12 protein-coding genes are annotated in these 17,736 nt (G+C 43.8%); 10 read left to right on the forward strand and 2 right to left on the reverse strand.

Translation table 11 applies throughout. The annotated features are described in order from the left end of the window. Positions 1-73 precede the first annotated feature (73 nt). The 6 genes from ACS8FB_RS01100 (at position 74) to ACS8FB_RS01125 (ending at position 8,647) form a co-directional block, all read left to right on the forward strand. Positions 74-1,552 carry a tetratricopeptide repeat protein gene (locus ACS8FB_RS01100; RefSeq protein ID WP_439260625.1) on the forward strand — a complete coding sequence of 493 codons (1,479 nt, stop codon included), beginning with the start codon at positions 74-76 and terminating at the stop codon, positions 1,550-1,552. A gap of 212 nt (positions 1,553-1,764) precedes the next feature. Next, a complete protein-coding gene (locus ACS8FB_RS01105; protein ID WP_439260626.1) occupies positions 1,765-3,366 on the forward strand; it encodes a 3-deoxy-D-manno-octulosonic acid transferase in 1,602 nt (533 codons plus the stop codon). Positions 3,367-3,404: 38 nt separating this feature from the next. After that, positions 3,405-4,145, forward strand: coding sequence for a 16S rRNA (uracil(1498)-N(3))-methyltransferase (locus ACS8FB_RS01110; RefSeq protein WP_439260627.1), 741 nt, complete (start codon positions 3,405-3,407; stop codon positions 4,143-4,145). Between the two features lie 197 nt (positions 4,146-4,342). After that, positions 4,343-5,473, forward strand: coding sequence for a Fe(3+) ABC transporter substrate-binding protein (locus ACS8FB_RS01115; RefSeq protein ID WP_439260628.1), 1,131 nt, complete (start codon positions 4,343-4,345; stop codon positions 5,471-5,473). Positions 5,474-5,523: 50 nt separating this feature from the next. Then, on the forward strand, positions 5,524-7,200 hold the full coding sequence (locus ACS8FB_RS01120; protein ID WP_439260629.1) for an ABC transporter permease: 1,677 nt from the start codon (positions 5,524-5,526) through the stop codon (positions 7,198-7,200). Positions 7,201-7,468: 268 nt separating this feature from the next. Further along, complete coding sequence (locus tag ACS8FB_RS01125) at positions 7,469-8,647, forward strand: ABC transporter ATP-binding protein (RefSeq protein WP_439260828.1); 1,179 nt, start codon at positions 7,469-7,471, stop codon at positions 8,645-8,647. Positions 8,648-8,737: 90 nt separating this feature from the next. On the opposite strand, the gene ACS8FB_RS01130 is transcribed toward ACS8FB_RS01125, so the two are convergent. Then, positions 8,738-9,601: a methyltransferase domain-containing protein gene (locus ACS8FB_RS01130; protein ID WP_439260630.1), complete on the reverse strand. Its 864-nt coding sequence runs from the start codon at positions 9,599-9,601 to the stop codon at positions 8,738-8,740. A 68-nt stretch (positions 9,602-9,669) separates the two neighbouring features. Then, positions 9,670-9,945, reverse strand: a complete 276-nt coding sequence (locus tag ACS8FB_RS01135; protein WP_299216460.1) for a hypothetical protein — start codon at positions 9,943-9,945, stop codon at positions 9,670-9,672. A 346-nt stretch (positions 9,946-10,291) separates the two neighbouring features. Here ACS8FB_RS01135 and ACS8FB_RS01140 point away from each other — a divergent pair, with 346 nt between their 5' ends. From ACS8FB_RS01140 to rarD (ACS8FB_RS01155), 4 genes are all read left to right on the forward strand, one after another. Next, on the forward strand, positions 10,292-12,034 hold the full coding sequence (locus ACS8FB_RS01140) for an alpha/beta hydrolase family protein (RefSeq protein WP_439260631.1): 1,743 nt from the start codon (positions 10,292-10,294) through the stop codon (positions 12,032-12,034). Positions 12,035-12,417: 383 nt separating this feature from the next. Next, positions 12,418-15,183: a DNA gyrase subunit A gene (gene gyrA, locus ACS8FB_RS01145; RefSeq protein ID WP_439260632.1), complete on the forward strand. Its 2,766-nt coding sequence runs from the start codon at positions 12,418-12,420 to the stop codon at positions 15,181-15,183. Between the two features lie 169 nt (positions 15,184-15,352). Then, entirely contained in the window at positions 15,353-16,423 is a 1,071-nt protein-coding gene (gene rarD, locus ACS8FB_RS01150; protein WP_299216451.1) for an EamA family transporter RarD, read from the forward strand. Positions 16,424-16,654: 231 nt separating this feature from the next. Continuing rightward, a complete protein-coding gene (rarD, locus tag ACS8FB_RS01155; RefSeq protein ID WP_299216448.1) occupies positions 16,655-17,725 on the forward strand; it encodes an EamA family transporter RarD in 1,071 nt (356 codons plus the stop codon). The last annotated feature ends 11 nt before the right edge of the window (positions 17,726-17,736 follow it).

Below are 17,736 nucleotides of genomic sequence, written 5' to 3' on the forward strand. Positions count from 1 at the left end.
AACTGATTTGTATAACCGATGCCTAATCTAGTAATGCCATTTGTGATTTTTATTCAGAGGATATGCCCATTCCATGCTTGCTACGCCAAACGCTACTTTAGCTAAGATCCCTAAAACGTCACTTGATTATATGGCGGAAGGCTACTGGCAAGATTTTATAGCAGATCGTCCTATCGCAGGGGGTATCGCTTATGAAAAGCAGCTGCATGAGTGTCAATTAGATGAATCGCTCGCCAGCTTACAGCGAGTAGACACGCTGATTTTGCAGATACGCCGTGATATTACAAAGGCAAAAGACCAGTCTGAGGGCTTAGGCGAGGTTGCACTGCTGGCTGATGAGCGCTATCGCAACTTATTACTGTTTTTAGCATTTTATGCAGGGCGAGTGCTGGCGCGTCAGTGGCAAAGTGAACCACATTGGTATGAACAGTTTGAACTAAAAAAGCATTTTGATACGCTACCGTTGATTGCAGAGGATTTTTATCAATCCATGGCTGTGGTATATAGTAATAACTCTAATGATAGTGCAGATATATTTTTTGCGTTAGAGCCCATGGGCCTGCGTCTATTTGGGTATATTGATCGGCAGTTTCAGGCGGTACAAGGTGGGCAAGTTGCTAGCGGATTGTATCAAGCGGTAAGTGCGCGACTACCAAAAAATAATGGTATTGATGAGAGTGTTACAGCTGAACCAAATGTAGAGCATTATTCTGAATCAGTAGATGTTAATCCCAGATTGATTGATGATGAAAATTTTCAAAGTCAACGGCTACCAGTCCAAGCTACCGAACATAGAGAAATTCCTGTTACCAAGCTAGCCGTAGCACAGCAAGCTGAGCCTTCAATAGTCGATGTAGCAGCGAGTGTCAAACCTAAAATATCTGAAATGCCTACTAATTTCAGTGCGACTACCACCCAACTGCAAACTGTTAGCCCCTTAAAGGTCTCTATAACGCCAGAAATATTTACTCAGTTACTTATAGAGTTAGATGAGATTGAGGTGCCACAAGCTACTGGCCACGATGACTATCTGCAAGCGTGCAAAATACTGGATCAATTCGAGCACCATATTGCGCGGCAAAATAAGCCGCGTGACCAAGTGACGTTTTCAGAGCACCATCAGGCAGCACGGCAGCAAGCACTAATACGTCTGCAAAATTCTGCCGAATCTGGTAATACCACTGCGATGTTACGCTTGGCTATGTACGAGTTACTAGGTGAAGGGCAAATAGCGGATGCAGAAGCCAGCAAAGTAGTAGGGACTGACTGGGTTAAACAAGCGGCGAACAGTAAAGATGTTCGTGCCCAGCGCTTACTTAGTAAGATGTACTATCAAGGTATCGGCGTGCCGCAAGAGGTGAGTAGCGGTCAATATTGGTTGGAGGAAGCGGCTAAAAATGGACATACAGAAGCAGCAGATCTGGTGGCTGAGTGGCAACAAGCTCAAACATTAATCACATCGCAAAAGCAAGAGCAGCATAGTATTAAGCGTTATCAAGTGTTGGTAGGAGTAGTGGTGCTTGGTGCAATATTGCTCATTGTATTTATATAACAATCAAGCACTCACTTATCGCGTTGTAAGGTTTTAGACTAGCTATTTAACGATACCATAAGACGGTAATTAGTAGACCATACGATTTTCTGCGCACATTTTCTGCGCACTTAGTCACTAAGTTGTATGGCTTTTTCATGATTTACGGTAAAATTTATCAACGGTTGACTGTCTAACTTGTCATTTTATCTATCACAAAACTGGGCTTCTCCATGCCATCACCTTCTGTACCACCGTCTACTGAATCTGAGCCATTAGCGGCTCAAAAAGATTTTGATAACGATACGCTGGATAACCATTCGCTAGATAACTGTGCGTTAAGTAGTACTGCGCCAATCAAACGCGCCACTCGCATGCCACCTTGGTATTATCAGCTTGCTATCACGCTACTAAAGCCATTGTATCGCATTCAAGTTTGGCGTCGTTCGCGCAGTCGTGACAACTATCAACAAGAAGTTGCGCAGCGCTTTGGCAAGCAGTATCCACCGCGTCCGGTATCAAGCGACACTTGTAATGACAAAACAATTTGGTGTCATGCCGTCTCGTTAGGAGAGACCAATACAGTCGCGCCCTTGCTCGATGCTCTATTGGCACAAGGCTATAATATATGGCTAACCAATACCACACAGACGGGTTATGCGCGCGGTGCCAGTCGTTTTGCTGAGGAGATTGCTCAAGGTCGGATGAGTCACAGTTATGTGCCAGTAGATACGCCCGCCGTTATCGAGACATTTTTGGCGCATGTACAGCCTGTCGCTGCGTTGTTTGTCGAAACTGAATTATGGGCAAATATTTTAGCCACTTTATCGCAAAAAGACATTCCTAGTATTCTGGTAAATGGACGACTATCAGCGGCATCTTTTAACCGCTATCAAAAGATAAGCGCCGTAAGTGCTAGCATGATGCAAAACCTCAGTTTAATCATCGCGCAAGATAGCGACTCTGCTAAACGCTTCCGGCAGTTGGAAGCAGATAGTGCGCAGATACGCGTTGCAGGCTCACTTAAATGGGTCATCAATACGCCTAAAACTACCAATTCCAAAAACGTCACTGATTCCAAACTAGCGACTAATAAAGTCAAAGAAGATGGCGCTATTAATGAGTTGTCGAATCTGTCTGATTCGCAGTTTGTAGACCGTCCAGTTTGGATAGCAGCGAGCACTCATAGCGGTGAAGAAAGTATGGCATTAGCGCTACACCAGCAACTATTGGATATAGCGGAGCTGTCTACGGCCCTACTTATCATCGTACCCAGACACCCTGAGCGCTTTGATGAGGTGGCTGCGCTCATTAACGAAACAGGTTTGCAAATGGCAAGGCGTAGTCAAGACGAAGACATCACTACAAAAACGCAGGTTTATCTGGCTGATAGTATGGGCGAGCTGATGCGATGGTATGCACAAGCAGATGTAGCGCTTGTTGGTGGTTCTATCGTTGATATCGGCGGCCATAATCCTGTGGAGCCTATGAGTGTGGGCACGCCAGTACTTATGGGACAGTATACCCAGTCATGTCAGAGCGTCGTAGATAAGCTGGCAGGTGCTGGTGCTTTATATCAACCAAACAACCATTTTTATCAAGCAATCGGCAGTGACGAGCATCTAATAAACGACTCTACAAGCGATGATGAGATGATATATCAACAGCTACAGTTTTGGCTGCGTCATTTAGAGATTGCCAGAAAAGCGGGACAGGCAGGTAAGCAGATGACCATTCAGGAGCAGGCAGTATTGACCCGACAACTAGCGATGATAGAAGAGACAATTGAAAAGTTTTCTAGCGTGTATCCTCAGGCCGACCAGCCATATCTCTAATCGTCGTTCACTCTTATTTTTATTAAGCGATCTGCTCTATGAATTGTATTTTGTTGCCTGCATCTGATATTGCACCGCCTTATGCACAGATTAACTCGCCTGTACAAATCGAACACATCAATAAGGTATTAAAGCTACCAGTTGGTGCGACGCTCAAAATCGGTCAGCTTGGTGGCAATCTTGGTACAGCAGTTATTGACGATATGTCACCTAGTAACATACAGCTACGTGAGGTACAGCTCGATACTCCGTCGCCAGCCAAATTAGAGGTTACTGTGATTTTGGCATTGCCACGACCTAAAGTACTACGGCGCTTGATCATGGACATGACCGCATTGGGTGTTTGTCATATTATTCTGATTAATAGTTACCGTACTCAAAAGAGCTATTGGCAAAGTCCGCTACTGATGCGGCTTAATGAATTTGTATTAGAAGGTTTGCAGCAAGGGGTCGATACGATAGCGCCGCGCATTTCTTTACAAAAACGTTTTAAACCGTTCGTCGAAGATCAGCTGCCCAGTCTGATTACTCATGACGCTATAATCGCTCATCCTTATAGCGATCTGGCCTTTTCGCAATATCTGCAACTGCCTGTAGAGTCTATATCTTCTGCAAGAGTTCAGCGGCCAGATGTGGTTTGCATCGGAGCTGAAGGGGGCTGGGTTGATTATGAGATTGAACTGCTATGTAAGCAGGGATGCAAAGCGGTAAATATAGGCCCTCGAATCTTACGCACAGAAGCTGCTGTAAACGTGATTTTGGGGCAATGGCTAATATAAAATGAATAGAATAAAACTCTCTATAAACTGTACTTTTTGGGGGCAAAACCAGTCGAAATAATGTATTGATAATTAATCTCATTTCTATTAGTATATTGTTTCTGGTTTTTATCATTGTTTTAGCAGTATAAACGCCTACCTAATTGCTTATCATCTAAACTATCTCATTTATCTTTTATACTATTATGGAGAAGACCATGTCATCGAACGCGGTTGCTGAACGTCTGTCGCTAACTCGCCCTGTTAAGGCTACCTTATCTGTTGCTGTCTTTGGCATGATGATGGGTCTAGTGGGTTGTAATAACGCATCTACTCCAGCTGAAGACGCAGAGACGCAAACGCCGACCACTGAAGAGGCCAGTAATGATAGTACCGTGGCGACTGCAGGTGATGATCAAGTGGTGACGATTTATTCGTCACGTAACGAGCAGCTTATTAAGCCATTGTTAGATAAATATACCGAAGAGACAGGCGTAAAAATCGAGCTGGTTACTGATAAGACAGGTCCATTAATGGCACGCTTGCAAGCTGAAGGTCAGAACACACCGGCCGACATGTTATTGACAGTCGATGCTGGGAACTTATGGCAAGCTGCGCAGCAAGGATTATTGCAGCCAGTGGCTTCTACGGTACTTGAAAGCAATGTTCCTGCTAAATACCGAGATCCAAAAGGTCAGTGGACAGGTCTGTCGCTGCGTGCACGCACGATATTTTATGATCCAAACAAAGTCAGTGCTGATGAGTTATCAACGTATGCAGATTTGGCTGATCCAAAGTGGAAAGGTAAACTGTGCTTGCGTACCTCTAAAAAGGTCTATAACCAATCGCTTGTCGCCAGTATGATGGAGCATTTGGGCGAAGAAAAGACAGAAGAGGTTATTCGTGGATGGGTCGATAATCTAGCGACTGACGTATTTAGTGATGATACCAGCATGTTAGAAGCCATCGCTGCAGGTCAATGTGAAGTTGGTATTGCTAACAGTTATTACTATGGCCGTATACTTGATGAAAAGCCTGACTTCCCTGTCGAGATATTTTGGGCAAACCAAGATACAACAGGCACACATGTAAATATCTCTGGCGCTGGTGTGACCACCAACTCAGACAATCCAGATGGTGCGCTTAAACTAATAGAGTGGTTGTCCTCTGATGAAGCTCAAGGTATTTATGCCAGCTCAGACAAAGAGTATCCAGTAAAAGAAGGCGTTGATGAGTCAGACATGCTCAGATCGTGGGGCACGTTCAAACAAGACGATATCAATGTGCAAAAATTTGGCGAACTACAAACACAAGCGATCCAGATGATGGATAAAGCAGGTTATAAATAATCGGTTGCTGGGTTTAGTTTATAAGCGTCTGACAGGGTAATATCTATATTATGACAATGACAAAAGCGTCTGCTAGTGAAGACAGTACTGTCAAAGATAGCCCTGCCAGTGACACTCGTGTTATTCGTCAAGAGCGTATAGTCGGTAAGCGTATTATTTCAAAATCAGTCTTAGGGCTGATTTCGTCGTTTATGCTCATCCCAATTTTAATTGTTCTTTTTGCTTGGACGCAGCCAGTTGCAGATATCTGGTCGCATATGACAGATTATGTGCTACCGCAAGTCCTCAAAAATACGGCCATCTTACTGCTTATGGTGACCGTTATTGCTGGCAGTATTGGTACGACGTTGGCATGGATAACGAGCATGTACCGCTTCCCAGGACAGCGGTTTTTTTCGTGGGCGCTAATGCTGCCCTTAGCCATGCCAGCTTATGTGCTAGCGTTTGTGACAGTGGGAATGGTTGATTTTAGTGGACCGTTACAGACGGGACTACGGGATTTGGGGATTAGCACCGTGATACCCTCAGTACGTAATGTCTGGGGTGCTGGGCTAATATTGTCACTGGCGTTTTATCCTTATGTATATCTGCTGGCAAGGCAAGCGTTTTTATCTCAAGGTCGGCGTGCGATAGAAGCAGGTCAGATGCTGGGGCTTAGCCGCAGTCGAGTGTTGTTTCGCTTGGCTCTACCGCAAGCGCTGCCTTGGATTATCGGTGGGCTGTTGTTAGCGACGATGGAGACTTTGGCAGATTTTGGTGCCGTCTCGGTGTTTAACGTCGATACCTTTACTACGGCTATTTATAAAGCATGGTTTGGGTTTTTTAGTTTAACCACGGCAGCGCAATTGGCCGCTTTATTGATCGGTGTGGTATTTATTGTGGTATTGTTTGAGCAGTATTGGCAAACAAGACGTGGCAATGCAGTCACTCAAGGGAGCAATCGCCGTTTAGAGGCCAGTACACCTGCAAAGCTTACAATGACGCTGCTGTGTACGCTCGTATTTTCAATTGCCTTTCTCATACCATTTTTACAACTGTTCTATTGGACAGCGACGAATTTTCGTCAAGATTTCGATGCACGTTATATCGATTTTGTAACCAATAGTTTGATGATTGCCAGTATGACGACGCTACTTATTGCTTTGCTTGCTATCATCGTTGCATGGATTAAACGTCAGTATTCTGACAAAACAACGAAGCTGATGACCACTTTAGCCAATTTAGGTTATGTCGTACCAGGCACAGTACTAGCTGTAGGGGTTTTTATTCCGATTGCTTGGGTTGATAATCAACTGATCGCTATCGGAGTCACCTCAAAGCAAGTGCTATCAGGAAGTGTTATTGTCATGCTACTTGCGCTCTCAACCCGTTTTATGACGGTCAGCTTCCAACCTATCGACCGTCAGCTACAGCGTTTGACGGTCAATCAAGAGGCGGCTGCAAAGTTGCTCAGTGACAGTCCATTACAGCGCTGGCGTCAGGTGGTATTGCCGATACTCAAACCAGGTATGTTGACTGCACTATTAATGGGTTTTGTAGAAGTCATGAAAGAGATGCCGATTACACTTATGACACGGCGTCAAGGCTGGGATACGCTGGCAGTACGTGTGTTTGAGATGACTAGTGAGGGGATGTGGGCAAGGGCTGCGTTGCCAAGCTTACTTATCGTACTTGTCGGACTGATTCCAGTATGGATATTGCTACGTCAAAGTGACAAAAATAGCTAGCGTAGTCATAGTATGTTAAATCTACTATATCGGCATTCTGATTTAACGTACTATGTCTTGTAGCGTACTATATATAGCTATGTTCAATTGACATTCATCATTACTTTTATCGTATTATTTATTTTATCTCTATCGCTCATTGGTAACATCTATGCATACCGACCTGATCAAAGACTCAGCAGACCGAACAGATCACTCCAAACCAAAATCTATTGGCAAAAAAGTCATGCCTACCAATACTCGGCAAGCCTCTACCTGTGCGGTTATTATGCCGCAGTCCAAGCACTATGAATCAGCGGAGACGCATGATAAGCCTTATCTTAGTGTGAGAGGCTTAGTCGTCGGTTATGATGATACCACTGTCGTTGATAAGATGTCTTTAACGCTGCAGCAAGGTGAGATTGGTTGCTTTTTAGGCTATAGTGGCTGCGGTAAAACCACAGCATTACGTGCCATCGCTGGGCTAGAGCCTACGCGCCAAGGCTTTATTAGCTTGAATGGTCAGCGCCTAACAGAGCAGACAGCACGTACATCTTTTGCCGTTGCACCTGCTAAGCGCGGCATGGGCATGGTATTTCAGGACTATGCATTGTTTGGTCACCTAAGTGTGGCAAAAAATATTGCTTTTGGTCTAAATAGTTGGTCAGTCGCTGACAAAAAAGCACGCGTGACTGAGATGTTGAATCTGGTTGAGTTAACTGAGCATGCCAACAAGCGTCCAAGTGAGCTTTCAGGCGGTCAGCAGCAGCGAGTTGCTTTAGCACGTGCCTTAGCGCCCAAGCCCCAATTATTGTTACTTGATGAGCCCTTTTCTAATCTTGATGTAGTACTGCGCGAATCACTGGCGATGAATGTACGTGATATTCTTAAACGTACCAACACCACAGCGATACTGGTGACTCATGATCAAAATGAAGCCTTTGCAATTGCAGACAAAGTAGGGGTGATGCACAGAGGTAAGCTGGTACAGTGGGCCACGCCAAGTGAGCTATACCATGAGCCAATTAGTCCGTTCGTTGCTGAGTTTGTTGGTGAAGGAGCCATGATAGATGGCATCATTAAAGAGGGACATGTCGAGACCGCGCTTGGTGATATCTATCGACGTATGGAAGTTTACGATGAACTGGGCCAGCCGCAGTATTGCGAGTATGACTATCCTAATGGCACGCCGATCAAAGTGTTGGTGCGTCCTGATGATATCATTCACGATGATGACAGTACGCAGACGGCATTAGTCGTTGGACGTGTGTTTCGCGGTGCCAACTATCTATATCGTTTGCAACTCGATGATGGACAGACGGTTTTATCCTTAGTCGCAAGCCATCACAATCATGAGATTGGAACGCATATTGGCATTTTACCTTTGCTAGAGCATGTGGTTGTATTCGATGAAAAAGAGATTAATGCCACGACTTGGTCAGAATACGATAGATCATTTATAGATTAAGAAATAAGAGCGTAATTGATACTGATCAATATTCCAATGCAACAATATTTTCAAGGCAATAAAAGGGCTACGACAAAACGGCTATTAAAATTAAGTTTTGCGAGTGGCCATTATATGCAGATAACGGCCAAGCCACTTATAAGGCTCTTGCTGCGAGTAGCGTAGCTCCATTCTAATGACTGCGTCAGGGTCGGTATGCCCGCCACGCTTTAATGGTGCATAGTCATGAAACACGCGCAGACCACTTTCTAATACGATTTGATACTCATGTTGTTGTAACCATGACTCAACTTCTTGCTTGGCAACAGGATAATTGGGCGTCAAACTTCTATTGTTATCTGCTTGGTAGTCAGCCTTATCAAGTAAGGTATCGAGCAAATTAAAATTACCCATGATCAAGTTTCGATAGTCAAAGCTTGCCGGATTGTAAAAACACAATGACAAAATACCATCAGTCGCAAGATGCTTATCGAAGAAGTCCATTACCGCTTTTGGGTCTGCAAGCCACTCAAGTAGTGCATGACACAGTATGACATCAAACTTATCTGTAGAATCTGTCGTTAGTTTACCTGTTCCTAATTTAGCTTCAAGTGCCTGATATGGACAGACATACCATGTGATATCTAGGTCTTTACCAGTTTGCTCTGCATTCGTTCTGGCTTTGTCGATCATATTAGCAGATATGTCATTAATGACGACTGTATGGCCTTGAATAGCAAGTTCTGTTGCAATCTGAGCAAGCCCAGCGCCTACATCTAAAATACGCAATGGTCGCTTGAGCAGATGGCTAAATTGTTCGACATAACCAAAGATATCACGGCGTAAGACAGCCAGACGAATATCACCCTTTAAACCACCATATACCTTTTTTTCAAAATGATCGGCAATCGCATCAAAACTGCGGTCGGTACGTTTATCGTCTAGTGCTGTCAATTGGTTGTCGTCATTTATCATTACTTTTGAGTCTGCTGTTTATGGAGGTAGAAGATAATGTTTTATAGATATAGCAATGATCATTGGCTTTATCGTCGTCTATTAATTACCCATTTGAATACCAGTTTTGCTAAGGTAATAATGACAAACACCACGACGATAAATACCCAAATACCATTGTTTTGTAAATTGTCTTGATAGGCTTGTGCTAAGTAACCAGATAATACCATCGCAATCAGTAGTGAGCCCCAGCGCACAAAGGGTAGCGCGCGATAATGATGGCTTGGAAAGCTGACAGCATAATCACTAGAAAAGCTGTACAGTATCATAGCCAAAATCCAGACGATAACAAGGATGATATCCATAACGATAAATGCCTATTTTATAGGGATTAATAAGAAAGATTATAACAAGGACTTATAATATAAAAGGGTAGTGTAACGAGTAGAAATTTTTTGTCTACCATAACCGTAATTTTATCCATTAACGTCACATTTTAGTCTGTATGCACGCATCAGATATGGGCAACTAACAAATAGTTATATGACAGCAGATTACATGGTTTTCGGTAGCTTTTCATCACAGTTTACGGTATAAACAGTAAGGTGTAAGAGATAACAATGGTCATGTTATTTTTATATAAAGTAGGTTTTGGTCAACTGCCAAGGATGTCTGACAATTTTCGTTTTATCACTGCTAAGGATAGCAATTATGTCTAAATTTGAATCCAATCTTAATAAAGACAGCAAGATCGCTCCAGTTAATGCTATGGATGTTCAGCAAACAAGCTCTATTAGTATCCTAACAAAATCAACCAAACCAATTATGGTGCGAGGTGTGCTATCAGTCGCCGTAGCAAGTAGTTTACTATTGATGGCCGGCTGCGGAGACGATGACACCACGATCACTACTGAGTATATTACATCTGTTCAAGCTGTTAACGCATTTGATAAGGCCCAGATAGATGGTGGTTTTGGTCTGGAGAACACTGCAACACCTGCGGCAAAGTGTGACATCAAAGTAGAAAAAGTCAGCTATCCAACAGTGGGGGCAGCAGGCGAGCGTACGAATGCAACGGCGGCATTGATGTTACCAAGTGGTGATAGTGCCGACTGTCAGGGCGACCGACCTGTATTGCTCTATGCGCATGGCACCACTACTGACAAAGCCTATGATTTTAGTCAAGTAGGTAATCCGCAAAATTCAGCAGGATCAGAGGCAACCCTTATAGCAGCAAATTTTGCGGCGCAAGGTTATATCGTGGTCGCGCCCAACTATGCAGGCTATGATGATTCTGAGCTTGATTATCATCCTTACCTAGTGGCAGATCAACAGTCAACTGATATGGTCGATGCCTTAGATAGCGCACGTGTGATAATCAAAAAGCAGCAGCGTAGCAAGGATACTAAGTACATCAATATCGACGACTCTGGTGAACTGTTTATTAGTGGTTATTCGCAAGGTGGCTATGTGGCCATGGCCGCAGCAAGGCTATTGGAGCAACAAGGCAAATCTGTGACAGCGATAGCGCCATCATCAGGGCCGTATGCATTAGCTGCTTTTGGCGATACTATATTTTCAGGCAACGTCAATATTGGCGCAACTCGGTTTGCACCGCTACTGGCAACTGGCTTGCAAAAAAAGTATAAAAACATCTATCGAAATAGCACAGATATCTTTACGACAAACTATTCAAACACTCAGCTACCAAGCTTATTGAGCTTTGGAGAGCTGGTAGCGGCTAACAAGCTGCCAGATAACGCATTGTTTGAAAATAATCCCCAAAACAACCCTACACTTGATATGTTACCGCCACCGACTGTCCCTTTTGCGTTCTTAGGGTTTGCGGATGATAATTATTTGATCAAAACGGATTTTCGCACCATGTACGTAGCCGACGCGCTGCAAAACCCTGATAGCCTTCTTGCTGGAACGGGTGCGCTTCCAGCAGACAGTCCACAAGATAACTTACGTAAAGCCCTAAAAGCCAATGATCTACGCGGCTACATACCTAAAATGCCAACCTTATTGTGCGGTGGTAATCAAGACCCAACCGTATACTATGACCTAAATACTGGTTCGATGTCGGCTATATTGCAACAAGCAAGCATGAGTCCAGCTGCCAATCTAAACATTACTGTATTAGATGTGGACGCAACCAATGACGATGATCGTAATCAAAACACAGTGACATCAATCGGCAGTGCTGCTATGAGCAATGCTTGGATGAATACAGATACAATCGATAATATCCAAAATAGATTTGCCACGACTTTGACGGCAGTTCAAAATCAAGCTATTGCAGATGCGCAGTCAGTAGGAGTCACCAACCCAGATTTACTAGCGCAAGCAGCAGGTGCTGCGGTACTGGCCAGCTATCATGGCGGATTGACCAGTACCTCTTGTACCCAAGCTGCGCGTGAGTTTTTTGAACAGAACTTTAGACAATCATAAGAGGACGCACGTAATAAAATTGTTCGTACGTAGGCGTTGAACAGATAATAATAACAACGCCTAAAAACTGCATATACTCTGGTGCAGTTTTTTTTGTTTTATCGGTAAAAAATAAATACTACTACGCACGCTCAATCAGCATTTTTACTAGATTTTAATGACCGTGAAATGTCCCTAAATCAGCAAATTTGTGCTAAAATAGCTTCTTTTATTCAACCTTAAAACTATCACCGTTTTCCTACTATTTTACCCGCTTGATGGTGCTTTTTTATAGTCTGTTTCTCATTAATATTGACGCTTTTATGCGCCGTTATTTTTGTATGATTGTGAGCGTCTCCAACTGAGTCAAATATTAGAAAAATAATGTGAGTGAAGGAGTGTATATGAGCGAATCGGTCAGTCCTATTGGCATCGTAGATGAACTAAAGCAGTCCTATCTGGATTATGCGATGAGCGTGATCGTCTCGCGTGCGCTGCCTGATGTGCGTGATGGGTTCAAGCCTGTACACCGCCGCGTGATGTACGCCATGCACGTGCTATCAAACGATTATAACAAGCCCTATAAAAAATCAGCACGTGTGGTCGGTGACGTCATCGGTAAGTATCATCCACATGGTGATAGTGCGGTCTATGATGCTATCGTACGTATGGCGCAGGATTTCAGCTTGCGCTATCCAATGGTTGACGGTCAAGGTAACTTTGGCTCGATTGATGATGATCCTCCGGCAGCGATGCGTTATACCGAAGTACGTATGACCAAACTGACCCACCAGATGCTCGCTGATTTGGATAAAGACACGGTCGATTGGGAAGACAACTACGACGGCTCTGAGCGCATGCCAAGCGTGATGCCAGCGCGTATTCCTAATTTATTGGTCAATGGTGCAACAGGCATTGCGGTCGGTATGGCGACCAATATGGCGCCGCACAACCTGACTGAGGTGATTAATGCCTGCCTAGCTTATGCTGAAAACCCGCAAGTATCAGGCGAGGAGCTGATGAGTCATATCTCAGGCCCTGACTTCCCGACGGGCGGTATCATTTATGGTCGTGCGGGTATTTTAGATGCTTATCGTACGGGTAAAGGTCGTCTGCATATACGGGGTCGCTATCATATCGAGCCGATGAGTGACACAGGTGTCAATCGTGATCGCGAGCGTATCGTCTTCACTGAAGTGCCGTATCAAGCCAATAAAGCTAAGCTCATTGAACGTATTGCTGAGCTGGTGCGTGATAAAAAAATCGAAGGCATTACTGAGATTCGTGATGAGTCTGACAAAGAAGGCATGCGCATCGCCATCGACTTACGCCGCGGTGAAACGGCTGAAGTTATCGTCAACAATCTATTTCTTCAAACGCCGCTTGAGTCTAGCTTTAGTATTAATATGGTGGCACTTGACAATGGTCAGCCAAAATTACTGACTTTGCGTCAACTGATTGCCGCTTTTGTGCGTCACCGTCAAGAAGTCGTCACCCGCCGTACTATTTATGAGCTAAATAAAGCGCGCGTACGTGGTCATTTGCTTGAAGGTTTGACTGTCGCTTTAGCCAATATTGACGAAATCATTGCGACTATTAAAGCCTCTGCTAATCGCGGTTTGGCACGTGAAAGCTTGTTAAACAACACTTGGGGCTCAGGTAGTGTGGTTGCGATGCTGACAGCCGCTGGCAGTCAATCAGTCCGTCCTGAATATATCGAAGGCGAAGATCCTAAAGCGCCGTTTGGTCTTATTGATGGCACAACTGCAGGTGAACAACGCTACCGCTTGTCACTAGAGCAGGTCAATGCCATCTTAGACATGCAACTGCATCGTTTGACGGGCCTTGAACAGGATAAATTGACCGAAGAATACCAAGACTTATTGCGTGAAATCGCTCATTTAGAATCTATTCTTGGTGATTTTGATAAGCTTATGACTATTATCTCCAACGAGATGATTGAGATTCGTGATAATTTTGGGGATGAGCGACGTACCGATATTATTGACTCACGTACTGATTTTAACCGTGAAGATCTTATTCCTGAACAAACCGTCGTCATGACTGTCTCACGTACAGGCTACGCCAAGACTCAGCCTATTGATGATTATGTCGCGCAAAAACGTGGCGGTAAAGGCAAGTCTGCAACCGCGATGAAAGAAGATGATGTGATTGATCATTTAGTCGTGACCTCAACGCATGCAACGGTACTGTGTTTTACTGATACTGGACGTGTTTTTAGTTTACGTGGTTTTGAAGTGCCTATTGCCAGTCGCGGCTCTCGCGGTCGTCCACTAGTCAATCTGATTGGTCTAAATGGCGACGAAACGGTAACAACTATTTTACCAATACCGCAGACCACGTCCGAGGTAACGGGTCATTTTGTATTCTTTGCCACAGCCAATGGTACAGTGAAGCGGGTAGAGCTAGAGCAATTTGCCAGCATTCGCTCTAATGGTCTGATTGCTGTTGTTTTAGAAGATGGTGACAAGTTGGTCAGCGCACGCATTACCAATGGTAGCCAAGATGTTATGCTGTTTGCCTCAAGTGGTAAAGCCATTCGTTTTGATGAAAACGATGCACGCTCGATGGGTCGTACGGCGAAGGGCGTCCGTGGTATGCGTCTCGCTGATGATGAGTTTATCAAATCATTAGTCGTTATCGAAGATGACGTACGCGAAATCCTGATTGCCTGTGAAAACGGCTTTGGTAAGCGTACCTTTATTGATGAGTTTAACACTCAAAACCGTGGTGGCGGCGGTGTCATCGCTATCAAGACCAGTCAACGTAATGGCGCTTTAGTACGTGCCACCAAGGTTGAGCCTGAAGATGATATTATCCTAATTTCAGACAAAGGCACGCTTGTACGTACACCAGTAGAACATGTTGCAAGTGCAGGTCGTAATACTCAAGGCGTCACACTCATTCGGTTGTCTAAAGATGAAAAACTGGTGGCGATGGCACGTGTTGAAAACGAAGAGAGCGACAATGAGCTGATTGATGCGATGAAACAGGATGGAACGTTTGAGTCAGAAGAGCAAGTAAACACAAGTGGCTCAACTGACAATGCCGCGAATACTGACATAAGCGAGTCTATTGATATTGCAAATGATCATAAATTGGATGACAGTACAGCAAATAATAGCAATGACGTTATCGATGAAGAGTAAGCGAAATGAATGTCTGATTGAATAGCTTTTTAGTTTAGTTCTTCGTAACTTTGCTACAAAAAAGCCTCTGACATTATTGTTGGAGGCTTTTGTTTGTTTCTTCATTTTTTGATGTTTTAAGTTGTTTATAAATTATGCCCATAAAGTTCTATTTTTTAAGGCGTCTGTTATGCTCACTACCAATCAAACTTTTCAAGGAACCGTTGCATCGGTAACATCAAGTTTTTTATTTGCGTTCATGTTCTTGTTTGGGTTATTTATGATGCCCTTGTCAGGTACACAGGTCGCATCATGGCGCGTGCTGATGATGTTATTGAGTCTAGTATTATTGGTTAGTCTTACCAAGCAGTGGCAACATGTCTTTGATTATTTAAAAACGCTAAAAACGCCCAAAGATTGGTTATTATTTCTACTACCAACACCAATACTCGGCGGACAGATTTGGCTGTTTATGTGGGGGCCTGTCAACGGCTACGGTCTTGATGTTACTTTGGGCTATTTTTTATTGCCACTCATCATGATAGTAGTTGGGCGCTTTTTTTATCACGAACATATGAGTATCCTACAATGGGTAGCCGCACTATCTGCAGCGATAGGGGTTGGTTATGATATATTTCAATACGGTTCGATATCATGGGTCACCTTGTTTGCGTGTTTGGGTTATCCGCCATATTACCTACTACGACGTAAATTGGCGGTACCGCCAGTGACTGGTTTATTGTCTGATCTTACTTTATTGGCGCCTGTGGTGTTAATCATGCTTTATGTTAGCGGTGGCTTTAGTATGGCGATGCAGACCAGTAAGTTTTGGTATCTGTTACCATTACTTGGCGCGTTTAGTGCTCTAGCGATGTCGCTCTCTATGGTTGCTAGTAGTAAATTGCCTGTTTCGTTGTTTGGCGCGCTCAGCTATCTTGAGCCTATGCTATTGTTTGTATTTTCTATCACGATATTGGGTCAAAGTCTTCATGAAGGCGGCTCTTTATTTATGTATGGTATGATTACTTTGGCGTTAATTTTCATGATTTTAGAAAGTAGTTTGGGTTACGTAACGCGTCGCCGTGACAACCGACTTCATGGCTATAACGAGCCACAAGTGGTCGGCTTCCCTCCGCGTCGCCGTCTGATAGACCGCCGTATAAACGGTGTGCTGACAGCCCATCGTTTTCGTAGAATTAGAAAGTATCAAAGCAAAATAGATAAAATGCAGCGAAAAATAGAGCGATTAGATGTAAAGTAAGTGTTTGCCAGAAATTAATAGGTAAATTGACGGCCCAGTTAAGTAGACATATTGCTTATATGGTTTGACTTTGACATAATGCCGACCATGATGTAAGCCGAACACATCAAAAGCGTTCAACTTAGATTGCGCGACGATCTTATATACAAAAGCCTCAGACGTTCTCGTCTGAGGCTTTTGTTTTTTTTAAAAATTGCCATGGATGTGCCCCAATCGTTAAAGGCTGTTGTGATGCTGACTATTAACCAAACTTCGCAGGGTACAATCACTGCTGTTGCTGCAAATTTTTTATACTCATTACTGTTCTTATTTGGCCTACTGCTACAACCATTATCAGGTACGCAGGTCGCTTCGTGGCGCGTGCTGACAATGTTTTTTAGTCTGGTGTTGCTGGTAAGCGTACTAAAGCAGTGGCAGCACATTTTTGATTATCTAAAAACACTAAAAAACGCAAAAGAGTGGTTTTTGTTTATACTACCCACACCGATTTTAGGCGCGCAAATCTGGATATTTATGTGGGCGCCAGTCAATGGCTTGGGGCTTGAGGTAACGTTGGGTTATTTCCTATATCCGATGATTATGATCGTTGTTGGTAGGTTTTTTTACAATGAAGACATGAGCTTGCTGCAATGGGCTGCGATACTTTTTGCAGGCGCAGGTATTGCTTATGATATTTTTCAATACGGGGCAATATCTTGGGCGACTTTATTTGTTTGCTTGGGTTATCCTCCTTACTATTTACTACGTCGCAAGCTGGCAGTACCGCCTATCACTGGTCTGATCTCAGACCTTGTATTGTTGTTACCGGTGGTACTGGTTGCACTATATATGAATGGCGGTTTTGAGGTAGCAATTACTAATCACAAGCTTTGGTATCTACTGCCGTTATTGGGTATTATCAGCACCGCTGCGATGTCACTAACGATGGTAGCGAGTCAAAAGCTGCCTGTCTCACTATTTGGGACTTTATGCTACCTTGAGCCAATATTCTTGTTCATATTTTCAATCGCAATTTTAGATCGTAACTTACATGATGGTGGCTCTATACTAATGTACAGTATGATTTTTATCGCACTGCTGATTATGATTGCTGATAGCGCACTGGGTTATATGGCGCGCAAACGTGAAGACCGTCTACATGGCTACAATGAGCCGCAAGTTGGCAGTTTTCCGCCACGTCGCCGTTTAAAGAATCGCCGTATCAAAGGCGTATTGGCTGCACATCGGTTTCGCAAAATTAGACGTTATCAATCCAAAATGAATAAGATATCGGATAAAATTGATCAGCTATATTCAAGATAAAACCGCAAAAA

This window comes from Psychrobacter sp. 1U1, assembly GCF_051847535.1.
Taxonomy (GTDB): Bacteria; Pseudomonadota; Gammaproteobacteria; order Pseudomonadales; family Moraxellaceae; genus Psychrobacter; species Psychrobacter saeujeotis.

Bases quoted from the DNA above. Each gene is read 5' to 3' on its own strand.
- ACS8FB_RS01100 (WP_439260625.1), top strand. From the start codon at position 74: ATGCTTGCTACGCCAAACGCTACTTTAGCTAAGATCCCTAAAACGTCA.
- ACS8FB_RS01105 (WP_439260626.1), top strand. From the start codon at position 1,765: ATGCCATCACCTTCTGTACCACCGTCTACTGAATCTGAGCCATTAGCG.
- ACS8FB_RS01110 (WP_439260627.1), top strand. From the start codon at position 3,405: ATGAATTGTATTTTGTTGCCTGCATCTGATATTGCACCGCCTTATGCA.
- ACS8FB_RS01115 (WP_439260628.1), top strand. From the start codon at position 4,343: ATGTCATCGAACGCGGTTGCTGAACGTCTGTCGCTAACTCGCCCTGTT.
- ACS8FB_RS01120 (WP_439260629.1), top strand. From the start codon at position 5,524: ATGACAATGACAAAAGCGTCTGCTAGTGAAGACAGTACTGTCAAAGAT.
- ACS8FB_RS01125 (WP_439260828.1), top strand. From the start codon at position 7,469: ATGCCGCAGTCCAAGCACTATGAATCAGCGGAGACGCATGATAAGCCT.
- ACS8FB_RS01130 (WP_439260630.1), bottom strand. From the start codon at position 9,601: ATGATAAATGACGACAACCAATTGACAGCACTAGACGATAAACGTACC.
- ACS8FB_RS01135 (WP_299216460.1), bottom strand. From the start codon at position 9,945: ATGGATATCATCCTTGTTATCGTCTGGATTTTGGCTATGATACTGTAC.
- ACS8FB_RS01140 (WP_439260631.1), top strand. From the start codon at position 10,292: ATGTCTAAATTTGAATCCAATCTTAATAAAGACAGCAAGATCGCTCCA.
- gyrA (WP_439260632.1), top strand. From the start codon at position 12,418: ATGAGCGAATCGGTCAGTCCTATTGGCATCGTAGATGAACTAAAGCAG.
- rarD (WP_299216451.1), top strand. From the start codon at position 15,353: ATGCTCACTACCAATCAAACTTTTCAAGGAACCGTTGCATCGGTAACA.
- rarD (WP_299216448.1), top strand. From the start codon at position 16,655: ATGCTGACTATTAACCAAACTTCGCAGGGTACAATCACTGCTGTTGCT.